21 protein-coding genes are annotated in these 23,216 nt (G+C 52.4%); 13 read left to right on the top strand and 8 right to left on the bottom strand.

Annotation, left to right across the window (positions count from 1 at the left end; genetic code table 11):
- Positions 1-45: 45 nt before the first annotated feature.
- The gene (locus INT33_RS16670) at positions 46-618 is read right to left on the bottom strand and encodes a response regulator (RefSeq protein ID WP_193092460.1); all 573 of its coding nucleotides are present in this window, start codon (positions 616-618) and stop codon (positions 46-48) included.
- A 281-nt stretch (positions 619-899) separates the two neighbouring features.
- Here INT33_RS16670 and INT33_RS16665 point away from each other — a divergent pair, with 281 nt between their 5' ends.
- From INT33_RS16665 to yidD, 6 genes are read left to right on the top strand one after another with little or no spacing between them, the layout of a single operon-like run.
- Complete coding sequence (locus INT33_RS16665; protein ID WP_193092459.1) at positions 900-1,736, top strand: ATP-dependent zinc protease family protein; 837 nt, start codon at positions 900-902, stop codon at positions 1,734-1,736.
- A gap of 38 nt (positions 1,737-1,774) precedes the next feature.
- Entirely contained in the window at positions 1,775-3,298 is a 1,524-nt protein-coding gene (locus INT33_RS16660; protein WP_193092458.1) for an inactive transglutaminase family protein, read from the top strand.
- Positions 3,295-4,293 carry an alpha-L-glutamate ligase-like protein gene (locus INT33_RS16655; RefSeq protein ID WP_192539019.1) on the top strand — a complete coding sequence of 333 codons (999 nt, stop codon included), beginning with the start codon at positions 3,295-3,297 and terminating at the stop codon, positions 4,291-4,293. Before INT33_RS16660 ends, INT33_RS16655 begins: the two co-directional genes overlap by 4 nt.
- A gap of 31 nt (positions 4,294-4,324) precedes the next feature.
- A complete protein-coding gene (locus INT33_RS16650; protein ID WP_192539020.1) occupies positions 4,325-4,771 on the top strand; it encodes a transcriptional repressor in 447 nt (148 codons plus the stop codon).
- 5 nt (positions 4,772-4,776) lie between these two features.
- On the top strand, positions 4,777-5,244 hold the full coding sequence (gene hisI / locus INT33_RS16645) for a phosphoribosyl-AMP cyclohydrolase (protein WP_192539021.1): 468 nt from the start codon (positions 4,777-4,779) through the stop codon (positions 5,242-5,244).
- A gap of 56 nt (positions 5,245-5,300) precedes the next feature.
- Positions 5,301-5,579 carry a membrane protein insertion efficiency factor YidD gene (gene yidD, locus INT33_RS16640; RefSeq protein ID WP_225736252.1) on the top strand — a complete coding sequence of 93 codons (279 nt, stop codon included), beginning with the start codon at positions 5,301-5,303 and terminating at the stop codon, positions 5,577-5,579.
- A gap of 9 nt (positions 5,580-5,588) precedes the next feature.
- On the opposite strand, the gene INT33_RS16635 is transcribed toward yidD, so the two are convergent.
- A complete protein-coding gene (locus INT33_RS16635) occupies positions 5,589-6,005 on the bottom strand; it encodes a SufE family protein (protein WP_192539023.1) in 417 nt (138 codons plus the stop codon).
- A 92-nt stretch (positions 6,006-6,097) separates the two neighbouring features.
- Positions 6,098-7,237, bottom strand: coding sequence for a tyrosine-type recombinase/integrase (locus INT33_RS16630; protein ID WP_193092457.1), 1,140 nt, complete (start codon positions 7,235-7,237; stop codon positions 6,098-6,100).
- 248 nt (positions 7,238-7,485) lie between these two features.
- Between INT33_RS16630 and INT33_RS16625 the strand changes: the two genes are divergently transcribed.
- The 3 genes from INT33_RS16625 to msrQ all read left to right on the top strand — a co-directional run bounded on the left by INT33_RS16625 (position 7,486) and on the right by msrQ (position 10,366).
- Complete coding sequence (locus INT33_RS16625; RefSeq protein WP_193092456.1) at positions 7,486-8,517, top strand: DNA-binding protein; 1,032 nt, start codon at positions 7,486-7,488, stop codon at positions 8,515-8,517.
- Positions 8,518-8,714: 197 nt separating this feature from the next.
- Positions 8,715-9,740: a protein-methionine-sulfoxide reductase catalytic subunit MsrP gene (gene msrP / locus INT33_RS16620; RefSeq protein WP_192539026.1), complete on the top strand. Its 1,026-nt coding sequence runs from the start codon at positions 8,715-8,717 to the stop codon at positions 9,738-9,740.
- On the top strand, positions 9,740-10,366 hold the full coding sequence (gene msrQ / locus INT33_RS16615) for a protein-methionine-sulfoxide reductase heme-binding subunit MsrQ (protein WP_193092455.1): 627 nt from the start codon (positions 9,740-9,742) through the stop codon (positions 10,364-10,366). The genes msrP and msrQ overlap by 1 nt, the downstream gene beginning before the upstream one ends.
- 94 nt (positions 10,367-10,460) lie before the next feature.
- On the opposite strand, the gene INT33_RS16610 is transcribed toward msrQ, so the two are convergent.
- Positions 10,461-12,173, bottom strand: a complete 1,713-nt coding sequence (locus INT33_RS16610; protein ID WP_193092454.1) for a BCCT family transporter — start codon at positions 12,171-12,173, stop codon at positions 10,461-10,463.
- Positions 12,174-12,337: 164 nt separating this feature from the next.
- Positions 12,338-12,943 carry a Fe-S biogenesis protein NfuA gene (gene nfuA / locus INT33_RS16605; protein ID WP_018916145.1) on the bottom strand — a complete coding sequence of 202 codons (606 nt, stop codon included), beginning with the start codon at positions 12,941-12,943 and terminating at the stop codon, positions 12,338-12,340.
- A 258-nt stretch (positions 12,944-13,201) separates the two neighbouring features.
- Here nfuA and metH point away from each other — a divergent pair, with 258 nt between their 5' ends.
- From metH to INT33_RS16585, 4 genes are all read left to right on the top strand, one after another.
- Entirely contained in the window at positions 13,202-16,897 is a 3,696-nt protein-coding gene (metH, locus tag INT33_RS16600) for a methionine synthase (RefSeq protein WP_193092453.1), read from the top strand.
- A 19-nt stretch (positions 16,898-16,916) separates the two neighbouring features.
- A complete protein-coding gene (locus INT33_RS16595; RefSeq protein WP_193092452.1) occupies positions 16,917-18,254 on the top strand; it encodes an MATE family efflux transporter in 1,338 nt (445 codons plus the stop codon).
- Between the two features lie 114 nt (positions 18,255-18,368).
- Positions 18,369-20,024, top strand: coding sequence for a nitrite/sulfite reductase (locus INT33_RS16590; RefSeq protein WP_018916148.1), 1,656 nt, complete (start codon positions 18,369-18,371; stop codon positions 20,022-20,024).
- On the top strand, positions 20,014-20,559 hold the full coding sequence (locus INT33_RS16585) for a DUF934 domain-containing protein (RefSeq protein WP_192539425.1): 546 nt from the start codon (positions 20,014-20,016) through the stop codon (positions 20,557-20,559). The genes INT33_RS16590 and INT33_RS16585 overlap by 11 nt, the downstream gene beginning before the upstream one ends.
- A gap of 96 nt (positions 20,560-20,655) precedes the next feature.
- On the opposite strand, the gene INT33_RS16580 is transcribed toward INT33_RS16585, so the two are convergent.
- From INT33_RS16580 to smrA, 3 genes are all read right to left on the bottom strand, one after another.
- Positions 20,656-21,966, bottom strand: coding sequence for a type II toxin-antitoxin system HipA family toxin (locus INT33_RS16580; protein ID WP_226940241.1), 1,311 nt, complete (start codon positions 21,964-21,966; stop codon positions 20,656-20,658).
- On the bottom strand, positions 21,966-22,295 hold the full coding sequence (locus INT33_RS16575; RefSeq protein ID WP_192539427.1) for a helix-turn-helix transcriptional regulator: 330 nt from the start codon (positions 22,293-22,295) through the stop codon (positions 21,966-21,968). The genes INT33_RS16580 and INT33_RS16575 overlap by 1 nt, the downstream gene beginning before the upstream one ends.
- Before the next feature lie 221 nt (positions 22,296-22,516).
- Complete coding sequence (gene smrA / locus INT33_RS16570; RefSeq protein ID WP_192539428.1) at positions 22,517-23,107, bottom strand: DNA endonuclease SmrA; 591 nt, start codon at positions 23,105-23,107, stop codon at positions 22,517-22,519.
- Positions 23,108-23,216 lie beyond the last annotated feature (109 nt).

Below are 23,216 nucleotides of genomic sequence, written 5' to 3'. Positions count from 1 at the left end.
ACGGGGACGGCTCATGGATCCTCCTAGGTACCTTTAGTATAAGGCCTAGAGGTGTCTACGAAACCCGGGGCGATTCATACCTTTGAAATTATCTAGATCTAATAACAACATTGCTACGCGACTGTGATTACGACGCGCAATGTTCAAGGCTTGTTCTGAGCGCTCCTGAAGTAAAATTCGATTTGGTAAGCCTGTCAGCGCATCATGGTGGGTTAGTCTCTTTGCCTCACTTCGTAATGCCAGGTGTGCTTTTATATGCGCTCTTGCCACAGGAAAATTTAGTGGTTTACGGATAAAGCCAATGCCCCCATATTCCAGCGCACGCAACTCATTGCCCGTTTCGGCATGCGAGGTAACAAAAATGACAGCTGCATTGCATAAATCAGGGTCGGTTTTCAATGCTTTGCAAACCGCAAAACCATCCATCCCGTGCATTTCAATGTCCAAAAGCACAAGGTCTGGTTTGGCCTCTTTTGCCATAGCCAGACCCGAAAAGCCATTGCTGGCTATATAAACGTCACCTAGATCTCGTACTAGCTCTCCTAGGGCAAGCGCGTCAGAGGCTTGATCTTCCACAATAAGAATGACCGAAGGTAAGTTAAATTTTTTACTCAGCATCTAACAGTCCCTGTCGTTGTATTTTTTTGCAGCATAGTGCATGTCTACTAGCTTTAGCGTTGAATTGGATGGTATAGAAATGTTGGATAGCAATAGTTTGCGCCTCCGCCACAATGTAACCTTCCGTAAGTGCGAGGATGTTGACGCTAGGCCCAGTCTTTCAGGCTAATTATATTGAATCACTTTGCGTAATTAAGATACTCGAAATAATGTGATGTCGTTGGACACTAGTCCCCCATCTCCTTATCATTCCTTTTTATTTTTCAAGGATGTCACTCGTTATGCGCCCAGGTGTTTTGTGGCTGATGGCTGGTTTATCACTTTTGTTCTCAGGCTGTGCCCTACAGCCGCCAGAATCAAATGAACCACCGCCATTAAGCGAAGCGTCGTTTAATTCGCGAATACTCGAACTGCAAGACACGCTAACGCAGCAATGCGGTGCTAACGCACAGCATCAAGACCAGCAGCTCAGCCAGCAAAAGACTCTGACAGCCGACGTTCGTGAGGTTGGAAGTCTTGTGCGTCTGTTACGCAGTGATATACAAGAGCTTGAGGCTCGCGGCGAAGAGCCGATTGTTATTCGCGAAGAGTGTAATATTGATGAGTCTCTTGAAACCAAGGCCACGCTGGGCCGTAACGAATGGGTCGGTTTACCCAGTATCGGTACCTATTTAAAAGCCCGCGTCGATTCTGGTGCCAACACGTCATCCTTGTCAGCCTCTGAGATTACCCGGTTCGAGCGTGACGGCGAAGATTGGGTACGCTTCAAGCTGGCCCTCAATGACGATGACGTTGTTGTGGAATCACTGCGTGATGAGTGGATTGAAGCGCCTGTCGAGCGTCGTGTACGTATAGTGCAAGCTTCCGGCGAAGCATCGCGCCCAGTGATTTCCTTATTGATGACGCTTGGCCCCATCCGCGAAAACGTTCAGTTTACCTTAAACGATCGCACCCATTTGGATTATCCGGTACTGCTGGGTCGTCGTTTCCTGATGGATATTGCGATCATTGATGTGGCGCAAAACTACATTCATGAGCGCCCGGAATTTCCTGGTGGCGAACCCGCTGAACAAGCCGCTGAAGACGAAGCGGTTGATCAAGACGATACCGAAGAGTAACCGCGCTCCCCCGCCGCTTTTCGCTAAAAGGAATTTTCATGTCCCGGCTTCCGTTTTATATCATTGTAGGTTTACTTCTGGTGGCAGGTATTGCCACCAGTGTGCATAGGCATCTTCAGTTTGAAATTCCTTGGGTACCAGGCGAACAGCGCCAGGTGTGGGAAATTGAGGCGGTGATTAACTTCAATGCTCAAAATGGCCCGGTACAGGTTGATCTAGCGCTACCCTCTCACCAGACAGGCTTTCGGGTGCTTACCGAAAATACCGCCTCTTCTGGCTATGGCTTAGCATATCAGGCGGATGAGCTAGGTCGTCAGGCACAATGGACCATTCGGGACGCGGCGGGTAGTCAGCAGCTTTACTACTCCGTACAAATGTTAGTTTCACCTGATGCACGTCCTCCCATACAAACACCGCCGGGGCTAACGTCGTCAACGCCCTGGGAAAGCCCTTATGACTCTGCAGCTAGCCAGCTAATTGATAGAGCATGGGCACGTAGCGCTAATAACGCCACGTTTGCACGTGAGCTTATTCTTGATATAAACGGCGAGCGTCAGGGTGAAAATGCTCGACTCCTGCTTACCCAAGAAGCTCCCTCAACGCTAATAGTGCGACTGCTCAATCAAGCGGGTGTGCAAGCCCGTGAAGTCAGTGGCCTACTGCTTGAAGATGGCCGCCGCCGGCAAGCCTTGAGCAGTTGGATCCAGGTCTTTGATGAACCTGCTAATCAATGGGCGCTCTTCAATCCTGTCACTGGAGAGCAGGGTCAGCCTGAAAACTTGCTGCTGTGGGAAACTGGTGGCCGCGCGGTACTGGAAGTTGAAGGCGGCACTAACTCGCGGGTGATGTTCTCCATGCTTACGCACTATCAACCGGCCTCGGCGGCGGTGCGTAACCACTACTCTGACGATACGCTGGTGAATTTCTCAATTCACAGCCTACCGCTTGAAGAGCAGGCGCTCTTCCAAACTATTCTACTAATACCGATTGGTGCGCTGGTGGTAGTGTTCTTGCGCGTATTGGTGGGTATCAAAACATCGGGCACGTTTATGCCGGTGCTTATTGCCCTCGCCTTTATTCAAACAACGCTGCTTACCGGCCTGATCGGCTTTCTGCTTATCGTTGCAGTTGGTTTAGTTATTCGTAACTATTTATCTTATCTAAACCTTCTATTGGTGGCCAGGGTCTCGGCAGTCATCATAACGGTTATCGCCATTATCTCTATTTTTACCGTATTGGCGTATCGCATGGGTCTAAGTGCCGGGCTTACGGTTACCTTTTTCCCCATGATCATCCTGGCCTGGACTATTGAACGGATGTCGATTCTCTGGGAAGAAGAAGGCCCCAAACAGGTACTCATCCAAGGGGGCGGCAGCTTATTAACCGCTGTACTCGCCTACTTGGCTATGAACAATCCCTGGGTGCGCCACATCACCTTTAATTTCCTGGGTGTTCAACTGATTTTAATGGCGCTTATTCTGCTGCTGGGTAACTACACCGGCTACCGCTTGCTGGAACTACGTCGCTTTAAGCCGATCACCGACGATGAGAAGCCATCATGAGTTGGCTGCAGAATTGGACGTGGCCAACGCGGTTGCGGGATAAGGGTATCATCGGGATGAACCGGCGTAATATTCGTTACATCGGCCGCTATAATTCACGCCGCCTTTATCCGCTGGTCGATGACAAACTGAAAACCAAGCTGTTAGCACAGCAGTATGGCATCACTACGCCTGAACTGATTGGCACCGTTGGCACGCAGTTTGGCGTCAAACATATTGGCGATATGCTCACTGGCCATAACGGGTTTGTGATCAAGCCTGCCAAAGGCAGTGGCGGCAAAGGCATTCTGGTTATCGAAAAAGTCGTCGATAATCAGTTCGTGAAGCCCAGTGGTGCGCAACAGACCCTTGAAGACGTGGAGCGCCATGTTTCCAACATCCTTTCAGGGCTATATTCGCTGGGCGGCTCACCCGATGTGGCGATTATCGAAACGCTGATTAATTTCGAAGAAAGCCTGATGGCCTATACCTACGAAGGCGTGCCGGATATCCGGGTTATCGTATTCAAAGGCTATCCCGTCATGGCAATGATGCGGCTATCGACTGCCGCCTCCGATGGTAAAGCCAACCTGCACCAGGGCGCCGTAGGAGTGGGTTTGAATATCGCCACCGGCGAAGCCCTGCGTGGTGTTCAGTTTGACCGCCCCTGCTTTAGCCACCCCGATACAGGTCATGACTTGGCAAGCCTGGTGGTTCCCCAGTGGGACACCTTGTTAAACCTGGCAGCAGGCTGTTATGAAATGACCGGCCTGGGCTACTTGGGCACGGATATGGTTTTGGATCGGCAACATGGACCCATGCTGCTTGAGTTAAATGCGCGCCCTGGCCTTGCGATTCAAATGACCAATGGCGAAGGTTTGCGCCGTCGGCTTGATCTGATTGAACGTCAGCCTGAAGGAGTCGCCGTTGAAGAGCGTGTGGCGTTTGCCCAGCATCACTTTGCCCGTAAAAGTGAGCTGGTAGAAACCTCTGACACAACTCTATCAAGCGCGTAGACTAGAGTGATGACGTTTAATGAGTGCTCCAATGACTGAAGCGAATACGCTACTTCAACAAGCGGAATCACAGTGCCATAGCCGCGGCGTTCGGTTTACCCCGATTCGTCGCCGTGTACTTGAGCTGATTGCTAATAATGGTGGCGGCTTGAAAGCCTACGACCTGCTGGATCAGCTCTCAACTGAGCATGCGGCCGCTCGCCCCCCTACGGTCTATCGCGCGCTTGAATTTTTGATCGACCAGGGGCTGGTGCACCGCATTGAGTCACAAAATTCTTACGTGGCATGTGCCTGCCCTGAGCATATTCACGGCTTCCAGCTGCTGATTTGCCGTAATTGTGGTTATGTTGAAGAGCTGCATTTAGATGAAGTAAGCGACCAGCTAGCAGTGTTTGCTAACCGACAAGGCTTTAGTGTTGAGCGGCAAACAATTGAATTGCAGGGCCTTTGCCAAAACTGCCGAGCCAAAAGTGAATAATCTTTATGTCCCGTTTTGATCAACAGCCGACCGATAAGCTATTTAAGGCACTTGAGTCGGCTTCTCCGCAAGATGAGCTGCCTGCCACCGCCACGTTACTTGATGCCGTGCGTTTCAATGCTGATGGATTGCTACCCGCCATCGCCCAGCAGCATGATACGCAAGAAGTGTTAATGATGGCCTGGATGAACCGCGAAGCGCTGGAAGAAACGCTTAATACCCACCGGGTGTGCTACTACTCGCGTTCACGTAAAAAGCTCTGGCGCAAAGGTGAGTCATCAGGACAGCAACAGCATTTAAAATCAGCCGCTCTTGATTGCGATGGCGATACGCTTTTACTGCAGGTAGAACAAACCGGCCCTGCCTGCCATACCGGTCGGCGAAGCTGCTTTTATCTCTCGCTAACGCATGAACACGCCACCATTAATAGCGAGCCGCTTATCAATCCTGATGAGCTTTACGGTAAACAGTAGTGATTTACTGGGCGCGGGCGGCAGGCAGGATCTTACGTCAGTTGATCATTAGCTTAATGGTGGGCGCTGTGCGCACCTATCAGTATGTTATCAGCCCACTGCTTGGCCCGCGCTGCAGGTTTTGGCCCAGCTGCTCATCCTACACTATTGAAGCTATCCAGGTTCATGGCCCGCTTAAGGGCGGATGGATGGCGATCAAGCGAATTATCAAATGCCACCCCGGCAATCCCGGCGGCATGGACCCGGTCCCCGGCGGACGCAGTGAACAGCTATGCAAAGAGGATGACGAGCAGTCACCGCCCTCCTCTTGCTGTAACCACCATCCTCGCCTCTGAGCGTTCCAATTATCCTTGCTGGGCAACCAGGTAAATACGTTCCAGCATGGCATGCAGGCCATTGCTGCGTGTCGGTGACAAATGCTTATCCAGCCCCAAATCCGTTAGAAAATGCGGCTCCGTTGTGCGAATTTCAGCCGCGGTACGCCCGCTATAAATACGCAGTAGTACCGCAATAAGCCCAGACACAATGGCCGCGTCCGAGGTAGCGTTAAAAATTAGCTGATCACCTTGAACGTCATGGCGCATCCATACGTTTGACTGGCAGCCCTGTATCTTGAATTCTTCTGTTTTACACTCCTCTGGAAAATCAGGGAGCTGCTTGCCCATATCGATAATGTATTGATAACGGTCCATCCAGTTATCAAACATTTCAAAATCTTCGATTAGCTCCTGCTGGGCCTGTTCGGCGCCGGAAGTGCTCATACTCGTTCCTTTTTACATTCGATTTAAAAACGTCGCATCATTATACGGGTTCAACGCACCTTGCGTGGATAGCTTTGCTTTTGAAATTAGCTTTATAGCGTAAGCCGATGGCGCTGCTGTTCCTGGTGCCACTCATTATCTTCGGTGTGCAGATAGCGCGACGTAGTATCCAGGCGTGCATGGCGAGCGCTTTCGGCCAGATGGCGCAAACTGATTCCGGCCTGTGCCTGATGGGTAATCGAAGTGTGGCGCAACCAGTGCGGCGTTGCCTTGCGCAGCGCCGCCACATAAGCAGGCGAGCCATCCTCCATTTCAAGCGCATTGGCCGCCTCCGTAAACGTATCTCGAATTAGCCGATATAGCTGATTATGGCCAATACTGCGCCGCCCATCCAATGCCCGAACGGCAGGCGTTTCATCCAGATGCGCTGGCTTATCCTCAAGCCCTAATGCCTGCCGCCAATCAGCCAAACATATCTGCATATCATCGGGTAAAGGAACACGCGCTAACTTACTCCCCTTACCTACTACGGACCACCACCAGCGCCCTTCTGCTTGATAAAAATCGCCCATTCGCGCATCCGCTATTTCGCTGATGCGAGGTGCCAGCAAATAAGCAAAGCCAAAAATAAACCGGCGTCTGGCCTGCTCGTACTCAGCACGCTTTCCACTATTAGCAGGAGTTAAAGGCCTATTAAGCCATTGCCACAGCCATTCCCACAGGTCGCGTTCAAGATAGCGCTCAATACGCGACGACTGATTGTTTAAGCGACGGGATTTGTCGCGCATTAGCCGAAATGGGTTGTGATTTACCCACCCGGCTTCCACCAGCCAGCTGAATAGCCCCTGCAAAATAATCAAGCTCTGCCGCCGACTGGCTGGCGATAACGGCCCCCTAAATGGCCGCCAGTCTGGGTGGTAACGAGGCTTTGAAGGCCCTACCCACTGATTGGCTGGCTGTGGATCTGCTAGAAACGCTTCGAATTGGCGCAGAGCTTCACGGTTCATGGCGGTTAGCGGTTGCTGCTGGTTGCCTAGCCAAAGCAGTAGCCGTTCGGCTTCACGGCGGTAACTTTTCCACGTTTGCGGACTGTCTTGATACTCGGCGAGCCATGCCGCAACGGCTTGAGCATCGTCAGCGGCGTCTATCCGCGCCGATGCGATGGGCTGCCCTGCCCCATTTTGCGCTAGAAAAGCCTCATTTTGCTCAATAATTACGCCTAATTGCGTCATAACCGGGTCTTTTCCTTAATCAGCAGCGCTAATGAGCACTATGCCGTTTTAAATTCCATGTGTTTGTTTTTCTAGGGTTGTAAGTATGGCGATATGATTCATTAAATTCAAGATAATAAGAGTAATCTTGAATTTATTCATGTATTGATAAATATTATTACGTATTACATATAACGTAATTATTGTGTTTGTAAGCAATTACGCAGAAAATAGCGTTATTTAGTAATCTATTCAGGAAGGCAAAGAGCATGGCGCGCAGTGGCATTCAGTACAGTGATGTTCAGCAGGCAATTGATACGCTCTTAACCCGCGGTGATACGCCAAGCGTGCAAAGAATCCGCGAGGTATTAGGAACAGGAAGCTTTACTACGATTAGTGAACACTTCCGCCATTGGCGCACCGAGCGTGAGCAGAACAGGGATATTCCGCCGCCTAAAGGCGTTCCTGAAGTTGTGGTCAACGTGGCCAGTGAGCTATGGCGTGAAGCGCAGGATGTCGCCAACCAAGCGCTGGCCCACTATCGAGAGGAGGCAAACCGTCAGGTAGAAGAAGCCCAGCAAGCGGCTATCGATGCCGCCCACTTGGCCGCCAATGCAGAGCAGCGTGAGAGCGCCCTGGCCGACCATCTCCGCCATACAGAGCAGCGCCTGGAAGCACTTAACCGCGAATTTGCCGCGAGCCAGGCAAATGAACAGCATTTGCTTCAAGCCGCTAATGAGGGACGGGCAGAAAGCCAGCAGCTGAAAAAAGCCCACGAAGCACTGCAGCAACACAATGCGACGCTTACTCAGCAGCATGTCGCTGAGTTAAAAGATCAGCAGAGCGCCTGGGAAAAACGCTTGGCTCAAGAAGAACAGCGCAATGAAAACGCCGAGGGAAGGTTAATGACAATGCTGGACGAAGCTCGTCAAGAGCGCGCCCAGGAAGAAAAATCCTCGCAGAAACGGCTGCATCAGAAACAGCAGCGTATTGAGGCGTTAACCGAGGAGCTAAAGCTTAATCGCAACGATCTACTCGAACAGCAGACTCAGGCAACCAAATACGCCCAGCAATCAAAAGAGCTTGAGCAGCACATTACGACACTGGAAGAGCGCCTGGCGTCACTAAGCCAGCAATTGACTGACGCCCAGGCCAGCAGCAAGCAGCAAGCAGAACAGGCAAATATTGAGCGCGAATGGCAGAGCGAAATGGCTCAGCAGATGGCCGCGCTACAGCAACAGCTTTCTGAACTACCTGCGTCTATAAACGTCAGAGAAAAGCAGCCCAAAGGCGATGAGTAAATTACTTAAAACCTAACGGCCAACCAGAACATTTAAGGCATTTGCGTTGAATTCTAATTTACGCCTTGAGACATTACCTAGGCTATTTATAGAGAAGGCATTATGTCTAGATCCACTTATCAATGGCCCGTCACTTTTAGAGCCACTCAGTGCTTTATCGCTCTACGCGACAAGTGATGACTGGCCGGAGCATCACCATGCTGATAAAAATTGCCAAGCCCAGTGACTTGCACGAATCGGAGGTTACTCCTGAGTCGATCTATCTATCGCGCAGACGCTTTATGGGTGGGCTTGCGGGCCTCGGCGCTGGTTTGGCGTTAGCAGGCAATGCCACGGCCCAGGAGCAGCCTTCTGACTATGCCGATGTTCCTGAAGGGGATGCTCCTGAGTGGTTCAAGGCCAAACGTGATGCGGCCGAATGGCAAGCTATCGTGCCTAGCGACCCCAGCCAGGACAAAATGGCGCCCTTTGCCGATGCCAGCGGCTATAACAATTTTTTCGAGTTTGGTACCGGCAAGAGCGACCCTGCCCGAAAAGCGGGATCACTGGTCACCCAGCCCTGGAGCGTGGTGATTGATGGTGAAGTCAATAACGCAGGACGCTTCGCCCTTGAAGATATCGCCAAGCCTTCCCAATTTGAAGAGCGTATTTACCGGCTACGCTGCGTGGAAGCTTGGTCGATGGTCATTCCCTGGCTGGGCATCTCGCTGGCCGACGTTATACAGCGCGCAGAACCAACCTCAAAGGCCAAGTACGTACGCTTTGAAACGCTGGTGGATCCTGAGCAGATGCCGGGTCAGCGTTCCTCTTTTGGCCTTATCGACTGGCCCTATGTGGAGGGTCTACGCCTTGATGAGGCGATGCACCCGCTTAGTTTTCTCGCCATGGGTATGTACGGACGAGAGCTTCCCAATCAAAACGGTGCACCGCTGCGCCTGGTAGTGCCTTGGAAGTATGGTTTTAAAAGCATCAAGTCGATTGTGCGCATTTCACTTGTTGAGGAGGAGCCGCTTAATTCGTGGCAGCAGATCGCCGCCAATGAATATGGTTTCTATGCCAACGTGAACCCAGAAGTCGATCATCCCCGCTGGAGCCAGGCAACCGAGCGCCGCTTACCTAACAGCCTGTTCAATACCAATATCATCGATACGCGCATGTTCAATGGTTATGGCGATGAAGTAGCCAGCTTATACGCTGACATGGATCTTCGGACCCACTACTAATGCCTATGCCGACTTATTTTATTACGCTATGGCGAATAGGTGTTTTCATTGGCGCCTTGGTGCCTTTGGGCTGGTGGAGCTTGCAGGTTGCCAACAATATGGCGGGCCCAGAACCTGGGCGCTATTTGCTGTTAAATATAGGCCAAGCCGCCTTATGGCTACTGCTGCTTACCTTGACACTTACGCCACTGACCAAGCTGACACGCTGGAAAGGCTTTAGCGTTATCCGTCGTCAGTTGGGCCTTTGGACGCTCGCCTACGCTTTTTTACACCTGGTCTGCTACGTGCTGTTTATTCTGGGGCTTAACTGGGCCCAGCTAGGCAGTGAAATCATTAAACGACCGTACATCATCGTTGGCATGCTAGCGCTGTTAGGCTTAGCCGCCCTTGGCGCCACGTCCAACCGCTGGGCTATGCGCAAACTGGGCAAGCGCTGGAAAACACTGCATAAGCTTATCTACGTTATATTAGCGCTAGTGCTGCTGCACTTCTTATGGATAGTACGTGCCGATATGCAGGAGTGGTTTTTATACGCCATGGCAGGCGCGCTATTAATGTGCCTGCGGATTCCCGCCATATCACGCATGCTGCCCAAGGTACGCCAACGGCTGAAGCACTCCGCATAATTAATCTGTGTCGCTAATCTGCTTAGCCAAACTGCTTAAGTAAAAAGGCCACCGCTTGGGTGGCCTTTGTGTAGTTAGTGCATGTTTACATGCTTTAGGTTTTCTCTTGATAGCCTTCATCATCGGTTACTTCCCATGAGCCCTCTTCTGTCCAGGGGTCATTTTCCGGGAACTCCTCTATATTGATCTCCGGCTCTTCGTAATTGGGTTGATAGCGTAAATCATACTGCGCCGCTCGCACCATGGAGATCATCAAGAGTAGCGCAATCAGCAACAGCGGCACCCCGCTCACAATACTCGCCGTCTGCAGGGTTTCAAGGCCGCCCAAAAAGAGTAGCGACATGGGCAACAGTGAAAGCGTGAATGCCCAGAACAGGCGATGCCAACGTGCCGGCTCCTTATCCAGATTCTTTTCCGCGGCGGATGACAGAATATAAGCAATCGAGTCAAACGTCGTCGCGGTGAAGATAGACAGCAAAATCACCACCGCCAAGGTGACCAACCAGGAAAGCGGCAGTTCAGCGAGAACCGCATAGAAGGCCACGTTTGCTGACTGATCGTTCATCAACTGAATAACATCCAGCGTGCCTGATAGCTGCAGATAAAGGCCATAGTTGCCCAGAATGATAAAAAACAGCGCGCAACCTAAGGAGCCAAAGAAAATCGAGCCCGCTACCATGGTCTTGATCCGCCGCCCCTTTGAAATACGCGCAATAAAAAGACCCACGGTGGGCGCAAACACCAGCCACCACGCCCAGTAAAAAATCGTCCATGCCTGCGGAAAACCGGTCTCTTCAAAACCATCAAAGTTGCCAAACGGCTCTGTCCAGGTCGCCATCTGAATCAGGTTGCTGAGCATTAATCCAATCGAGTTAAGGCCCGTGTCCAGAATAAATACGGTAGGGCCTACCGTCAGCACAAACAGCAGTACCGCCAGGCCGAGCCACATGTTGATATCGGAGAGCATCTCAATGCCCCCTTTCAAGCCCCGCCAGGCACTGATGGCAAATAGCGCAGTAGTACCCACCAATACCCCGATCTGACTGACTGGGTTAGGGGTGAAGCCAAACAGGTTGCCTAACCCCTGGTTAATCAGCGGTACCAAAATGCCTAATGAGGTCGCTCCACCGCCCAGCATGCCAAAGATAAACAGGATATCGATAATGTTACCCAGCCAACTACGCGCGAGCTTCTCACCCAAAACCGGCCGGATCGCTTCACTGATACGCAGTACCTTGTGCTTACGCACATGGAGGAAGTAGGCCATAGGCAGTGCCGGCACAAGATAAATAGACCAAGCGATAGGCCCCCAGTGGAACATGCCATAGGTAGCCGCCCATGCCGTCGCTTCCTCGGAGAAGGGCTCAACATGAAACGGTGGGTTCTGCAGATAATACATCCACTCGACCATGCCCCAGAAAACCACTGCGCCCCCAATCCCTGCCGCGAACAGCATGGCGCCCCATGAAAATAGCGAGAATTCAGGCTCAGCGTCGACATCGCCGAGCTTGATCTGGCCAATATCACTAAACACGATGTAAATCATGAATCCCAGTGACGCGATGCCCATCGTTTGGTAAAGCATGCCGAGGTTTTGAGTGACAAACCCTTGCGCAGCCATTACCCACACGCGGCCCATTTCGGGAAAGGCAATTAATGGCAGCGTGACGATTAGCAGCAGGCCTAGTGAGCCAAAAAAGATAGGCTTATGGATATTTGAAAATGCGCGCTGAATATTAATGGTGGTGTCTCCTTGGGGATAGCCGCTTGCCGGGTACCCACCACCGGCATTGAGCCTTACGCTCAATCGACGTCCATGTATAAGGTTTGCTCAATCTTTATTGGATAATTACACGCTTTTGTAAAGCGTGCTAGAAACGCTTTCAACGCAGTAGGTACTGTTGAAAGGCACCTAAATAAAATAAAAAAACCCAGCCGAAAGGCTGGGTTTTGAGGCTATGGCAACATCGTTTAGCGGTAATAAGCGTTGGTGGTATCAGTGTGGTCAGTAACATCACGGATTCCGGCAAGCTCTGGAATACGCTCCATCAAAGTTTTTTCAACGCCATCCTTCAAGGTTAAGTCTACTGCCGCGCAACCTTGACAGCCGCCGCCAAAGGCTAAAATGGCCATTTTCTGTTCAGTCAGCTCAATCAGTTTGATTTCGCCGCCATGAGAAGCAAGCCCTGGATTGATTTCGCTGTACAGCACGTAGTTGATACGGTCTTCCAAGGGGCTATCGGCATTCACCTTGGGCATCTTGGCATTGGGTGCCTTGATGGTCAGCTGCCCACCCATGCGATCGGCGTTAAAATCAACGACGGCTTCTTCTAAAAACGCTAAGCTGTTTTTATCCAGAAAAACATTGATCTTTTCAAGCTCAAGCTTAACATCGGCGGGTTCTTCTTCACCGGGACGGCAGTATGCCAAGCAGGTTTCTGCATAAGGCGTGCCGGGCTGGGTAATAAAGATACGCACGGCGATGCCCTCAACGTTTTGCTTTTCAAGCAATTCCGCAAGGTACTCCTGGGCGCTGTCGGTAATGTCGATACCGGGTGCTTCGATAGTCGTGGTCATGAGGCTATTTCCCTCCCGTGAACTGTGGCAATACCACTTCACATGTCATTTTCACGCTATGGTAAGCAAAACGGCGCGCCGACACAATCCCGACTGTTTTAGTAGGCTATTTAAGCTAAGGCCAGCAAAGGAAACTTCATAGACTGCATTCATAGCTGCCGTGTCTGGCGGCCTTTGGTATCATATTGGCCTGTTTCGTTATCGATACGATAAAACCAACGCCAAATTCGATTAAGACGCTGGAGAATTCCCCCTGTTATGGCCGCTAGTGATTTGAACGTCTCGCTCACCCAACGCCTTGCCCAACGCATTCTCATTCTGGATGGCGGTATGGGGACCATGCTGCAAAATGCCCAGCTGAGCGAGGAAGACTTTCGCAGTGAACGCTTCAGCGACTGGCCGTCGGATTTAAAAGGCAATAATGACCTGCTGGCACTCACCTGCCCCGACGTGGTCTCACGTATCCACCGCGACTATCTGGAAGCAGGCGCGGACATTATTGAAACCAATACCTTTAACAGTACGCGCCTTTCACAGGCCGACTACGGCATGGAAGACATCGTTGTCGAGCTTAACCGCGAATCTGCACGCTTGGCCCGTGAAGTATGTGACGCAGTTGCCGCTGGAACCGGCGTGCCGCGTTACGTTGCGGGCGTATTGGGGCCTACTTCACGCACTGCATCGTTATCGCCGGATGTGAACGACCCGTCCAAGCGTAACGTGACCTTTGATGAGCTGCGTGAAAACTATTACGAAGCCGCCCAAGCGCTGATCGACGGCGGCGCTGACCTGATCATGATCGAAACCATCTTCGATACACTCAACGCCAAAGCCGCGATCTATGCGCTTGAGGTGCTGTTTGAGGATCTGGGCAAGCGTCTACCGGTGATGATTTCAGGCACTATTACCGATGCCTCGGGCCGGACGCTTTCCGGGCAAACGACCGAAGCGTTCTGGAACTCGGTTCGCCACGCGCAGCCGCTATCAGTGGGCCTAAACTGCGCGCTTGGGGCTGAAGAGTTACGCCCTTACCTTGAAGAGCTATCCACCAAAGCCGATACGTTTGTTTCCGCGCACCCCAACGCGGGTCTACCCAACGAGTTTGGCGAATATGATCAGACACCGGAGGAAATGGCGTCTATCGTCAGCGAGTTTGCCGAGAGCGGCCTGGTCAATATCATTGGCGGCTGCTGTGGCTCAACGCCTGAGCATATCCGTGCCATTGCAGATGCGGTGCGCCCCATGCCACCACGCCAAATTCCTGAGCGTAGCCCCGCTTGCCGTTTGTCTGGGCTTGAGCCTTTCAATATTGATGCAGCCTCCTTATTCGTTAACGTGGGTGAGCGTACCAATGTTACGGGCTCGGCGCGTTTCAAGCGGCTTATTGTTGAAGAAGATTTCACCACGGCCCTGGAAGTAGCGCTGGAGCAGGTTGAAAGCGGCGCGCAGATCATCGATATCAATATGGATGAGGGCATGCTGGAGTCACAGGAAGCCATGGTGCGCTTTCTGAACCTGATCGCTGGCGAGCCGGATATTGCTCGCGTGCCGATCATGATCGACTCATCCAAATGGGACATCATCGAAGCAGGCCTTAAATGCGTACAGGGCAAAGCCGTTGTTAACTCGATTTCCTTAAAAGAAGGCGAAGCGGCGTTTCGCGAGCAGGCCACCAAGTGTCGTCGCTTTGGCGCGGCTATCGTGGTCATGGCCTTTGACGAGGATGGCCAGGCCGATACGTTCGCCCGCAAGACTGAAATCTGTGAGCGTGCCTATCGCCTGCTGGTCGATGAAATCGGCTTTCCGGCCGAAGATATCATTTTCGACCCCAACATTTTCGCCATTGCCACGGGCATCGAAGAGCACAACAACTACGCCGTCGATTTTATCGAGGCGTCTCAGTGGATTCATGAAAACCTGCCGCATGCGATGATTTCTGGTGGGGTTTCCAACGTCTCCTTCTCGTTCCGGGGCAATAACCCGGTACGTGAAGCGATCCACTCCGTGTTTCTGTATCACGCCATCCGTGCGGGTTTGAGCATGGGTATCGTTAACGCTGGGCAGTTGGCGGTATACGACGACTTGCCTGCCGAGCTTCGTGATGCCGTAGAAGACGTTGTGCTGAATAAGCGCAGCGACGGTACCGAGCGCCTGCTCGACCTGGCGGACAAGTACAAGGGCGACGGTAGCGGCCCTGCCAAGAAAGAGGATCTTGAGTGGCGCGGCTGGCCAGTTAACAAGCGTATCGAGCATGCCTTGGTTAAAGGCATCACGGCGTATATTGAAGATGACACCGAAGAGGCCCGTGTTCAGGCCGAGCGTCCTATCGAGGTCATTGAAGGGCCGCTGATGGATGGCATGAACGTCGTCGGCGACCTGTTTGGCGCCGGTAAAATGTTCCTGCCCCAGGTAGTGAAGTCCGCGCGGGTCATGAAGCAGGCGGTTGCCTACCTAATCCCGTATATCGAGGCGGAAAAAAGCGAAGGTACCCAGGCCAAGGGCAAAATTGTCATGGCCACGGTTAAAGGTGACGTTCACGATATCGGCAAAAACATCGTTGGGGTCGTGCTGCAGTGTAATAACTATGAAGTGATTGATCTTGGCGTAATGGTGCCTGCCGAGAAAATTCTTCAAGCCGCTATCGATCACAACGCCGATATTATTGGCCTCTCGGGGCTGATTACTCCGTCGCTTGATGAAATGGTCCACGTGGCCAAGGAAATGCAGCGCCGGGGCATGAACCTGCCGCTGCTGATTGGTGGCGCGACGACGTCCAAAGCGCATACCGCAGTCAAAATTGAGCCGCAGTATGAGCACCCGGTCATCTACGTGACCGACGCCTCTCGCGCGGTGGGTGTCGCCGGTCGACTACTCGCTCCGAATCTCAAAACGGCGTATGTCGCGGAAATCCGTGAAGAGTATGTCAAGGTACGTGAGCGTAACGCCAAGCGCCGCCCTAAAGCGGCAGACCTGGATTACACCCAGGCGCGCAAGCGCCGCTTCCGCACTGACTGGAATACCCAGACGCCGATTGAGCCTAAATTCCTGGGCCTCAAGACGTTTGATAACTATGCCCTTGAAGAACTGATCGAGCGTATCGATTGGACGCCTTTCTTTATGAGCTGGCAGTTGGCAGGCAAGTACCCAAAAATCCTTAATGATGAAGTGGTTGGCGAAGCCGCACGCAATCTGTTTGCCGATGCGCAAGCCATGCTGCGTAAGCTTGTCGATGAGAAGCGCGTTCAGGCCCGGGGCGTTATCGGCCTATGGCCAGCCAACAGTGTGGATGATGATGTTGTTGAGGTGTATGCCGATGAATCGCGTAGCGAAGTCATCGAACGGCTTCACCATATTCGTCAGCAAACCACCAAGGGCCGCGACGGTATCTGCTATAGCCTCGCGGACTTCATTGCACCTAAAGACAGCGGCAAGGCCGACTGGATCGGCGGATTTGCAGTCACCACAGGCCACGGTGTTGACGAACTTACCAAGGCCTATGAAGCCGCCGGTGATGACTACAACGCAATTTTGGTACAGGCACTTACTGACCGTCTGGCGGAAGCCTTTGCCGAGCGCATCCACGAACGGGTGCGTAAAGAGTTCTGGGGCTATGTACCTGAAGAAACGCTGGATAACGACGCGCTGATTGCCGAAAAGTATCAAGGTATCCGCCCTGCGCCCGGCTATCCGGCCTGCCCGGATCACACCGAAAAAGGCACGTTGTTCAAGCTGTTAAACGCTACAGAAAACACCGGCCTTACGCTGACCGAAAGCTACGCCATGTGGCCAGCCGCGGCCGTTGCAGGCTGGTACTTCGCCCACCCGCAGTCAAAGTACTTCTCGACAGGCAAGATCACCCGCGATCAGGTGGAAGCGATTGCCGAGCGTAAGCAGATGCCGCTTGAGGAGATGGAGCGCTGGCTCTCGCCGGTACTCTCTTACGACCCCAGCTAATTTGCCGCTTTAGATTCGCATGGCATTAGCATCCCGGCGTCACGGCAAAGTGATGCGCTTAGCGTTACCGATCATGTTGGGCATGCTCTCTCAGAGCATGCTCAATATTATCGATGCGGCTCTGGTCGGCCACCTGGGTCAGGTGGCGCTGGCAGGCGTTGGGGTTGGCGGCTACGGCATGTTCATGATGACCGCGCTGGTGTTTGGGCTTTCTTCCAGCGTTCAGTCACAAACATCCCAGCGTCTTGAATCCGGCCGTCATAGAGCCGTTCAGCCGCTGCAGGCAGGCTTGGCAATTGGCACGACCATTGGCCTGCCTCTCTCGCTACTTGCCTGGTGGCAGGCGCCTGCCCTACTCAATCTCATTACCCAAACGTCCGATGTTCATAGCGTAGCCGTCGACTACTTCCGCTGGCGCGTGGTTGCCCTGACGGCCATTGCTTTAACTCTGTGCTTTCGCGGGTACTGGAATGGCCGTCAGCAGACGCAGCTCTATCTACGTATCATCCTCATCGTTCAGGTGTTTAACGTTATCGCCAGCAGCGGGCTGATTTATGGCCTGGCGGGGTTGCCTAAACTCGGGGCTAGCGGCGCGGGCGTAGGCACGACGCTTTCCTTATTTCTAGGGCTGTTCATCTGGCTAGGCGTGACGTTTCAACAACGCTGCGATAACGGCTTTTTAAAGCGCTCGCTGTCATTCCAAACGCTACGCTCGACGCTTGCGCTGGCGGCCCCGCATTCGCTTCAGCAGGTATGCTTTGCAGGCGGCTACGTAGTACTGTTTTGGTTATTAAGCCGTTTAGGTACAGCCAGCGTTGCCGTGGGCCATGTGCTGGTTAATCTGTCGCTTCTGCTGATTTTGCCGGGCGTTGGCGTGGGTGTCGCGGCCATGAGCCTGGTGGGTGAAGCCCTGGGGCGTGATGATCAGGCAGCGGCCCATCGCTGGGGGTTGGATGCGCTGCGCGTGGCGGGCTTACTGCTGGCGATTCTAGCGCTACCCATGCTGGTAATGCCCGCTCAGGTACTGGGTATCTTCTTTTCAAGCCATGAGCTGGTTGCGCTAGGCACTCTGCCCTTGCAGATTACCGGCGCGATGATCGTTCTGGATGCCGCCGCCCTTGTGCTTGCCCAGGCGCTTATGGGCGCGGGAGCTCAGCGAACGGTGATGATGTTGACACTCAGCATGCAGTGGTTAGTGTTTCTTCCCCTTGCATGGTGGGTAGGCGTTGGTTTAGAACAGGGGCTGCTTGGGGTCTGGATAATGCAGCTATTTTACCGGCTTTTAAATTCGATCGGCTTTTTATGGATCTGGCAGCGCCGCCGATGGCTGGCCCCAAATATTTTAAATAGCGTTTAACGATAAAAAGATAATTATATATTCTTTTGTAGAATATGAGACACGCGTTAAGGTGACACTATATTAATGCCCGTCTTAACGTGACCATTTCGCTTTTTAGCAGGATCGTGCCACATGTACCGCTATGATATTCACGACCAAACGCTGGTTGATGAGCGTGTTGCTCAGTTTCGCGATCAAATGGATCGCTACTTGGCCGGACGTTTGGGAGAAGAAGAGTTTCGCCCGCTTCGCTTGCAAAACGGCCTTTATATCCAAAGGCATGCTCCGATGCTGCGCATCGCTATCCCGTACGGCATGCTAGCCAGCTACCAGCTGCGCGCCCTGGCGGATATTACTCGCCGGTACGACCGAGGTTATGGCCACTTCACGACCCGCCAAAACCTTCAGCTGAACTGGCCTGCCCAGGAAGACGTGCCGGATATCCTGGCCGAGCTTGCGAAAGTACAGATGCACGCCATTCAAACCAGTGGTAACTGCATCCGTAATACTACCAGCGACCAGTTTGCAGGTATCGCCAACGATGAAGTGGAAGATCCACGCCCTTGGTGTGAGCTTATTCGCCAGTGGTCGACGCTTCACCCCGAATTTGCTTACCTGCCGCGTAAGTTCAAAATTGCCGTGACTGGCGCCGCAAAAGATCGCGCGGCGATTCAGGTACACGACATTGGCCTGCGCCTATGGCGCAACGAGGAAGGCGAGCTGCGCGTTAAAGTACTAGCCGGTGGCGGCCTGGGTCGTACACCCATGATTGCTGAGGTGGTGCGTGAAGACCTGCCCTGGCAACACCTGCTGACCTACCTTGAAGCCTGTGTCCGCGTTTACAACCAGTTCGGGCGCCGCGATAACAAGTTCAAGGCGCGTATCAAGATCCTGGTAAAAGCACTGGGCATTGAAGAGTATCGCCGTCGCGTTGATGAAGAGTGGGCGCATTTAAAAGATGGCCCGCAGACGCTCAATCAGGCAGCGATCGATGTTGCCAAAGGCCACTTCCCCGAGCCGGAACGTCGCCCGGTGGCAGAGAGCGCCGTGGTTAATTTTGAACGCTTGCGCAGCGAAAACCGCAGCTTCGCACGCTTTGTGACCAATAACGTGACGGATCACAAAGTAGCTGGCTATAAAGCGGTGACCCTGTCGCTCAAGCGGCGTGAACATGCCCCTGGCGATGTCACGGCTGATCAGATGGATGCCGTGGCGGATCTAGCCGATCGCTATAGCTTTAGCGAAATGCGCGTGACCCACGAGCAAAACCTGGTGCTTTCCGATGTTCCCGTCGATGAAATCGAAGCGCTGTGGAACGAGCTCGAAGCGCTGGGCATGGCCAACCCCACCGTGGGTACGCTGAACGATATTATCTGCTGCCCGGGCGGCGACTACTGCAGCTTGGCCAATGCGGTTTCGATTCCTATCGCCCAGGCGCTCCAGGAACGCTTTGAAGATCTGGACTTCCTGTATGACCTGGGTCCGTTGGATCTTAATATTTCAGGCTGCATGAACGCCTGTGGCCACCACCATGTGGGCCATATCGGTATTCTAGGTGTCGACAAGAAAGGCGAAGAGTTTTACCAGATATCGATTGGCGGGAACTCTACCGACGACGTGTCGCTGGGCAAGATTCTAGGTCCTTCCTTCTTCCGCCAGGACGTTCCGGAAGTGGTCGAAAAGGTGCTGCAGGTCTACGTTGCCGAACGTCACGAAGACGAGCATTTCTTGGACACCTATCGCCGGATTGGCCTGAAACCCTTTAAAGAGCGTGTTTATGCCAAATAACGTGGATACCCCGACTGAAGAAGCACTGGTTCCGGTGCACGTTGATCACCTTCTGCTTGACGGCGAATTAGCGGCTGAAAATGCCTGGTGCGTGTCTTACGATGGCGTTAATTTGCCCGAACAGCGTCCGGCCTTCGTGCCGCTGGCGCTGTGGCAGGCCAACAAGCAGGATGACGAGCTTGCGCCGTTGCTCTTGAGCGACACCGAACTTAACGCTGAGCTGGCGGCTGAACTGAACCCGCTGCCCGCCGTGGCAATCGACTTCCCCAGCTTTACCGATGGCCGTGGCTACTCCATCGCCCGCCTGCTGCGTGAGCGCTTTGAGTACGCTGGTGAAGTACGTGCCGTAGGTGATGTATTGGTTGACCAGCTCGACTATATGCGCCGCTGTGGCTTTAACGCCATGGCACTACGCGATGATCAGCATCCTGAAGATGCGCTGCGCCTGCTGAATTCTTTTAGCGTACGTTACCAAACGGACGTTGAAGAGCGTCAGGCATTGTTTGAACGTCGCTGGACAGCCGCTAGCCAATAAGCCGCTAATTAGCATTTCTGTAAAAAACCGGCCAGGGTCGTCAGCCCTGGCCGGTTTTTTTCTATTGAAATGAACAGTTTTTTACTGCGGCATTGTCTACAGCTTCAGGCGAAGATGAGAAGTTACTTCGTCTATCAATGAAACAGGTACTTCGTGCTCCTTCGCTAATAAGTGCCATTGCGCAACGTGTTCAAGCGTTTCGTCAATCATGGCGTTGATTCTTGGCCGGGTAAAGCGTGGGCTGAGCTTTTCAAGCGAGTAGAAATCTTCTCGCGTAAAGTGATCGCGCTTACCGTTCAAACTCATCCAGTGACTGTTAACCCACTGGCTTCCCGGTTTATAGCTATACGCAAGATCATAAGCTGGCGCGAGTGACCACTGCTCTCCTTTCAGCATAAAAGCAAAGTTTTTTGCGTGATCATCATGGTTTCTTGCCACGATATTAAACACCATACGTCTGAAAAGCTGATCGGCCTCTTCTGCGGAGAGGCGTAGCTGTCTTGCAACACCAAATAACTCTGCGTAAGAAAAAGATCCTGGTTTTTTATAATCTACATGGGCAATGCCATTTAACGTCTGCATATGCCGCTTGTGATTCCCGATACGGTCAAAGCGCTGAGTAATGAAATGACGGCGTTTGCCTTCCTGCAATAATTGACAAGGCATCATCTCGATACCGCAGGATTTCGCTAACAGGTGGTACACATACTCCATAGCACCATAACCTAGCGGGTCACCGAAAACCTCGCGGTTTTGGTTATGCTCGCTAACACCGTCAAATTTCATTAAATAGTGAGCAAACCCTTTAGGCACATCCGCTTGGCCTGAGCGCACCTGGGAGAAATCTTGGTTAAATGCCAACACGGCCTTAGGCCGTGCGCCACCTGCGCTCATTCCAACAGAAAGCAGTGCCATCATTGCTTCCCTATCATCTTGGCCCTCTTTCGTGAGCTCTACGGAAAAGCCAGCACGGTTATCCAGTATTTCCTGGGCAATACTTACCAGTGATGCTATTTCTATTTGGCTGGAGGCATTAAGGCTTTTTAGCCGCGTTGCAGGCGAATACTCCAGGGCCCCCATGCCACGTTTGCCAGTATATTGCAGCCGTTGAAGCGGCGTAATATCACTGGGTTGCCCGCCCTTGCTGGCAACCCAGGCATTCAATACGGCGTTACCAAAATCATCGGGCAAAGAATCAGCAATTAGCCCGGGAAGCCCTTTAAAGGTTTTAAAATCAAGTTCAGGAAACGCGTATATTCTACGGGCTAACGGCATTTTCAAAGGGGAAAGTTCGATACCTCTCTTAATAAACGAAGTATCGTACTCAAATGCGCCATGACCAGTACGTGTATCGAAACTAACCGCACCTACGTAGTGGTTCAGATAGTGAACATCGGCAGCTTCCATTACCATTCAAGCGTCTCCCCGTCAGCTATGGTGCTCTGCCCAGAAGCACGCTTGCGCTGTTTGCCTTGGAGTTTGGAGAGCTGTAAGGGGGAAATCATTTGCTGTGGCAAGAAGTGATCCAGCTGTGCTGTCAAATTCAAGGCCACCATAATGGCAACGAACGCCTCTAGCTGAGCCCTACCCTTTTCAGCATTCAGTACCACCTTTCTGGATAAGCCAGCAAGCTTAGCCACTTCTTGCTGCGTCAGATCCTGGTTAAGACGTGCCTGCTTCAAGCGATGCCCCAGCTCTTCCACCAAAGCAGAGGGCGACATGCTCTCAATGCCCATAAAGTCCTCTAAAAAGTACTTAAAAGCGAAAAACGCTCTTTAAGCCCCTATAATAGCATATTAAAGAATGAGGCCATTTTAAAAGTGCTTATATTTGGACTTAAAGCGCAAAAATGAGTCATTAAGTGCCTTTTTAGGCACTTAATGAAAAGTTTAAATGAAATAAGGAAAAAAACTAGATATGCGAAACGCATTAATACTCAGAGACTTGGAATTATTCTTTAACCCCGCCGCTTTTGCTGGCGCTCACGGTTATTGGCTTTTGCTCGCTCGCTTTTGCGCAGCATTACCCAGGTAGCGCCAAGGCCGCCTTCTGAAGGTTGCGCGGATACATAAGCCTGCACTTCATCGAATTGGCTCAGCCATTTGGCTAAATACGAGCGCAGAACGTTGGCGGGACTATCCAGTTCACGCCCCCGGCCGTGAACAATCATTACTGAGCGCAAGTCGTTGGCGTAAGCCTCTTGAATAAAGGGAAACACCATTCTTCGACACTCAGCCAGCGGACGCCGCAGTAAGTGCAGCTGGGCCTGCACGCTATACCCACCGTGCTTCAGCTTATCGACGACGCCCTGCTGGGTGCCCTCACGGCGATATTCAATAGGGTCAAAGGGGGGCAGCAAATCGACAAAGTCATCGGATAGAAAGTTACGCTCGCCAATGGCTTCTTCAGCACTTTCCCGCCTGGCAAGCTGTGCTTCGGAGGGGCTTTGTCGACGACTCCCTGCATCGGCGCGATTGCTACGCGGCAGCGGTTTTACATCGCCAATAAAGGCTCGGAAATCCATATCATCACGAAGTGGCTGGTTCATTACAGGCTCCTCCGATAAGGTCTAACCATTATCCTAGCAAACCCTGGCGCATTGCTTAAGTAGATTGCTCAAGGCTTGCCTCGATTAAAACCGCACGCCAAGCTATACA

Origin of the sequence: Halomonas colorata (genome assembly GCF_014897985.1) — a bacterium.
In the GTDB taxonomy this organism is placed as follows: Bacteria; Pseudomonadota; Gammaproteobacteria; order Pseudomonadales; family Halomonadaceae; genus Vreelandella; species Vreelandella colorata.
This window is presented reverse-complemented; position numbering and strand designations above follow the sequence as displayed.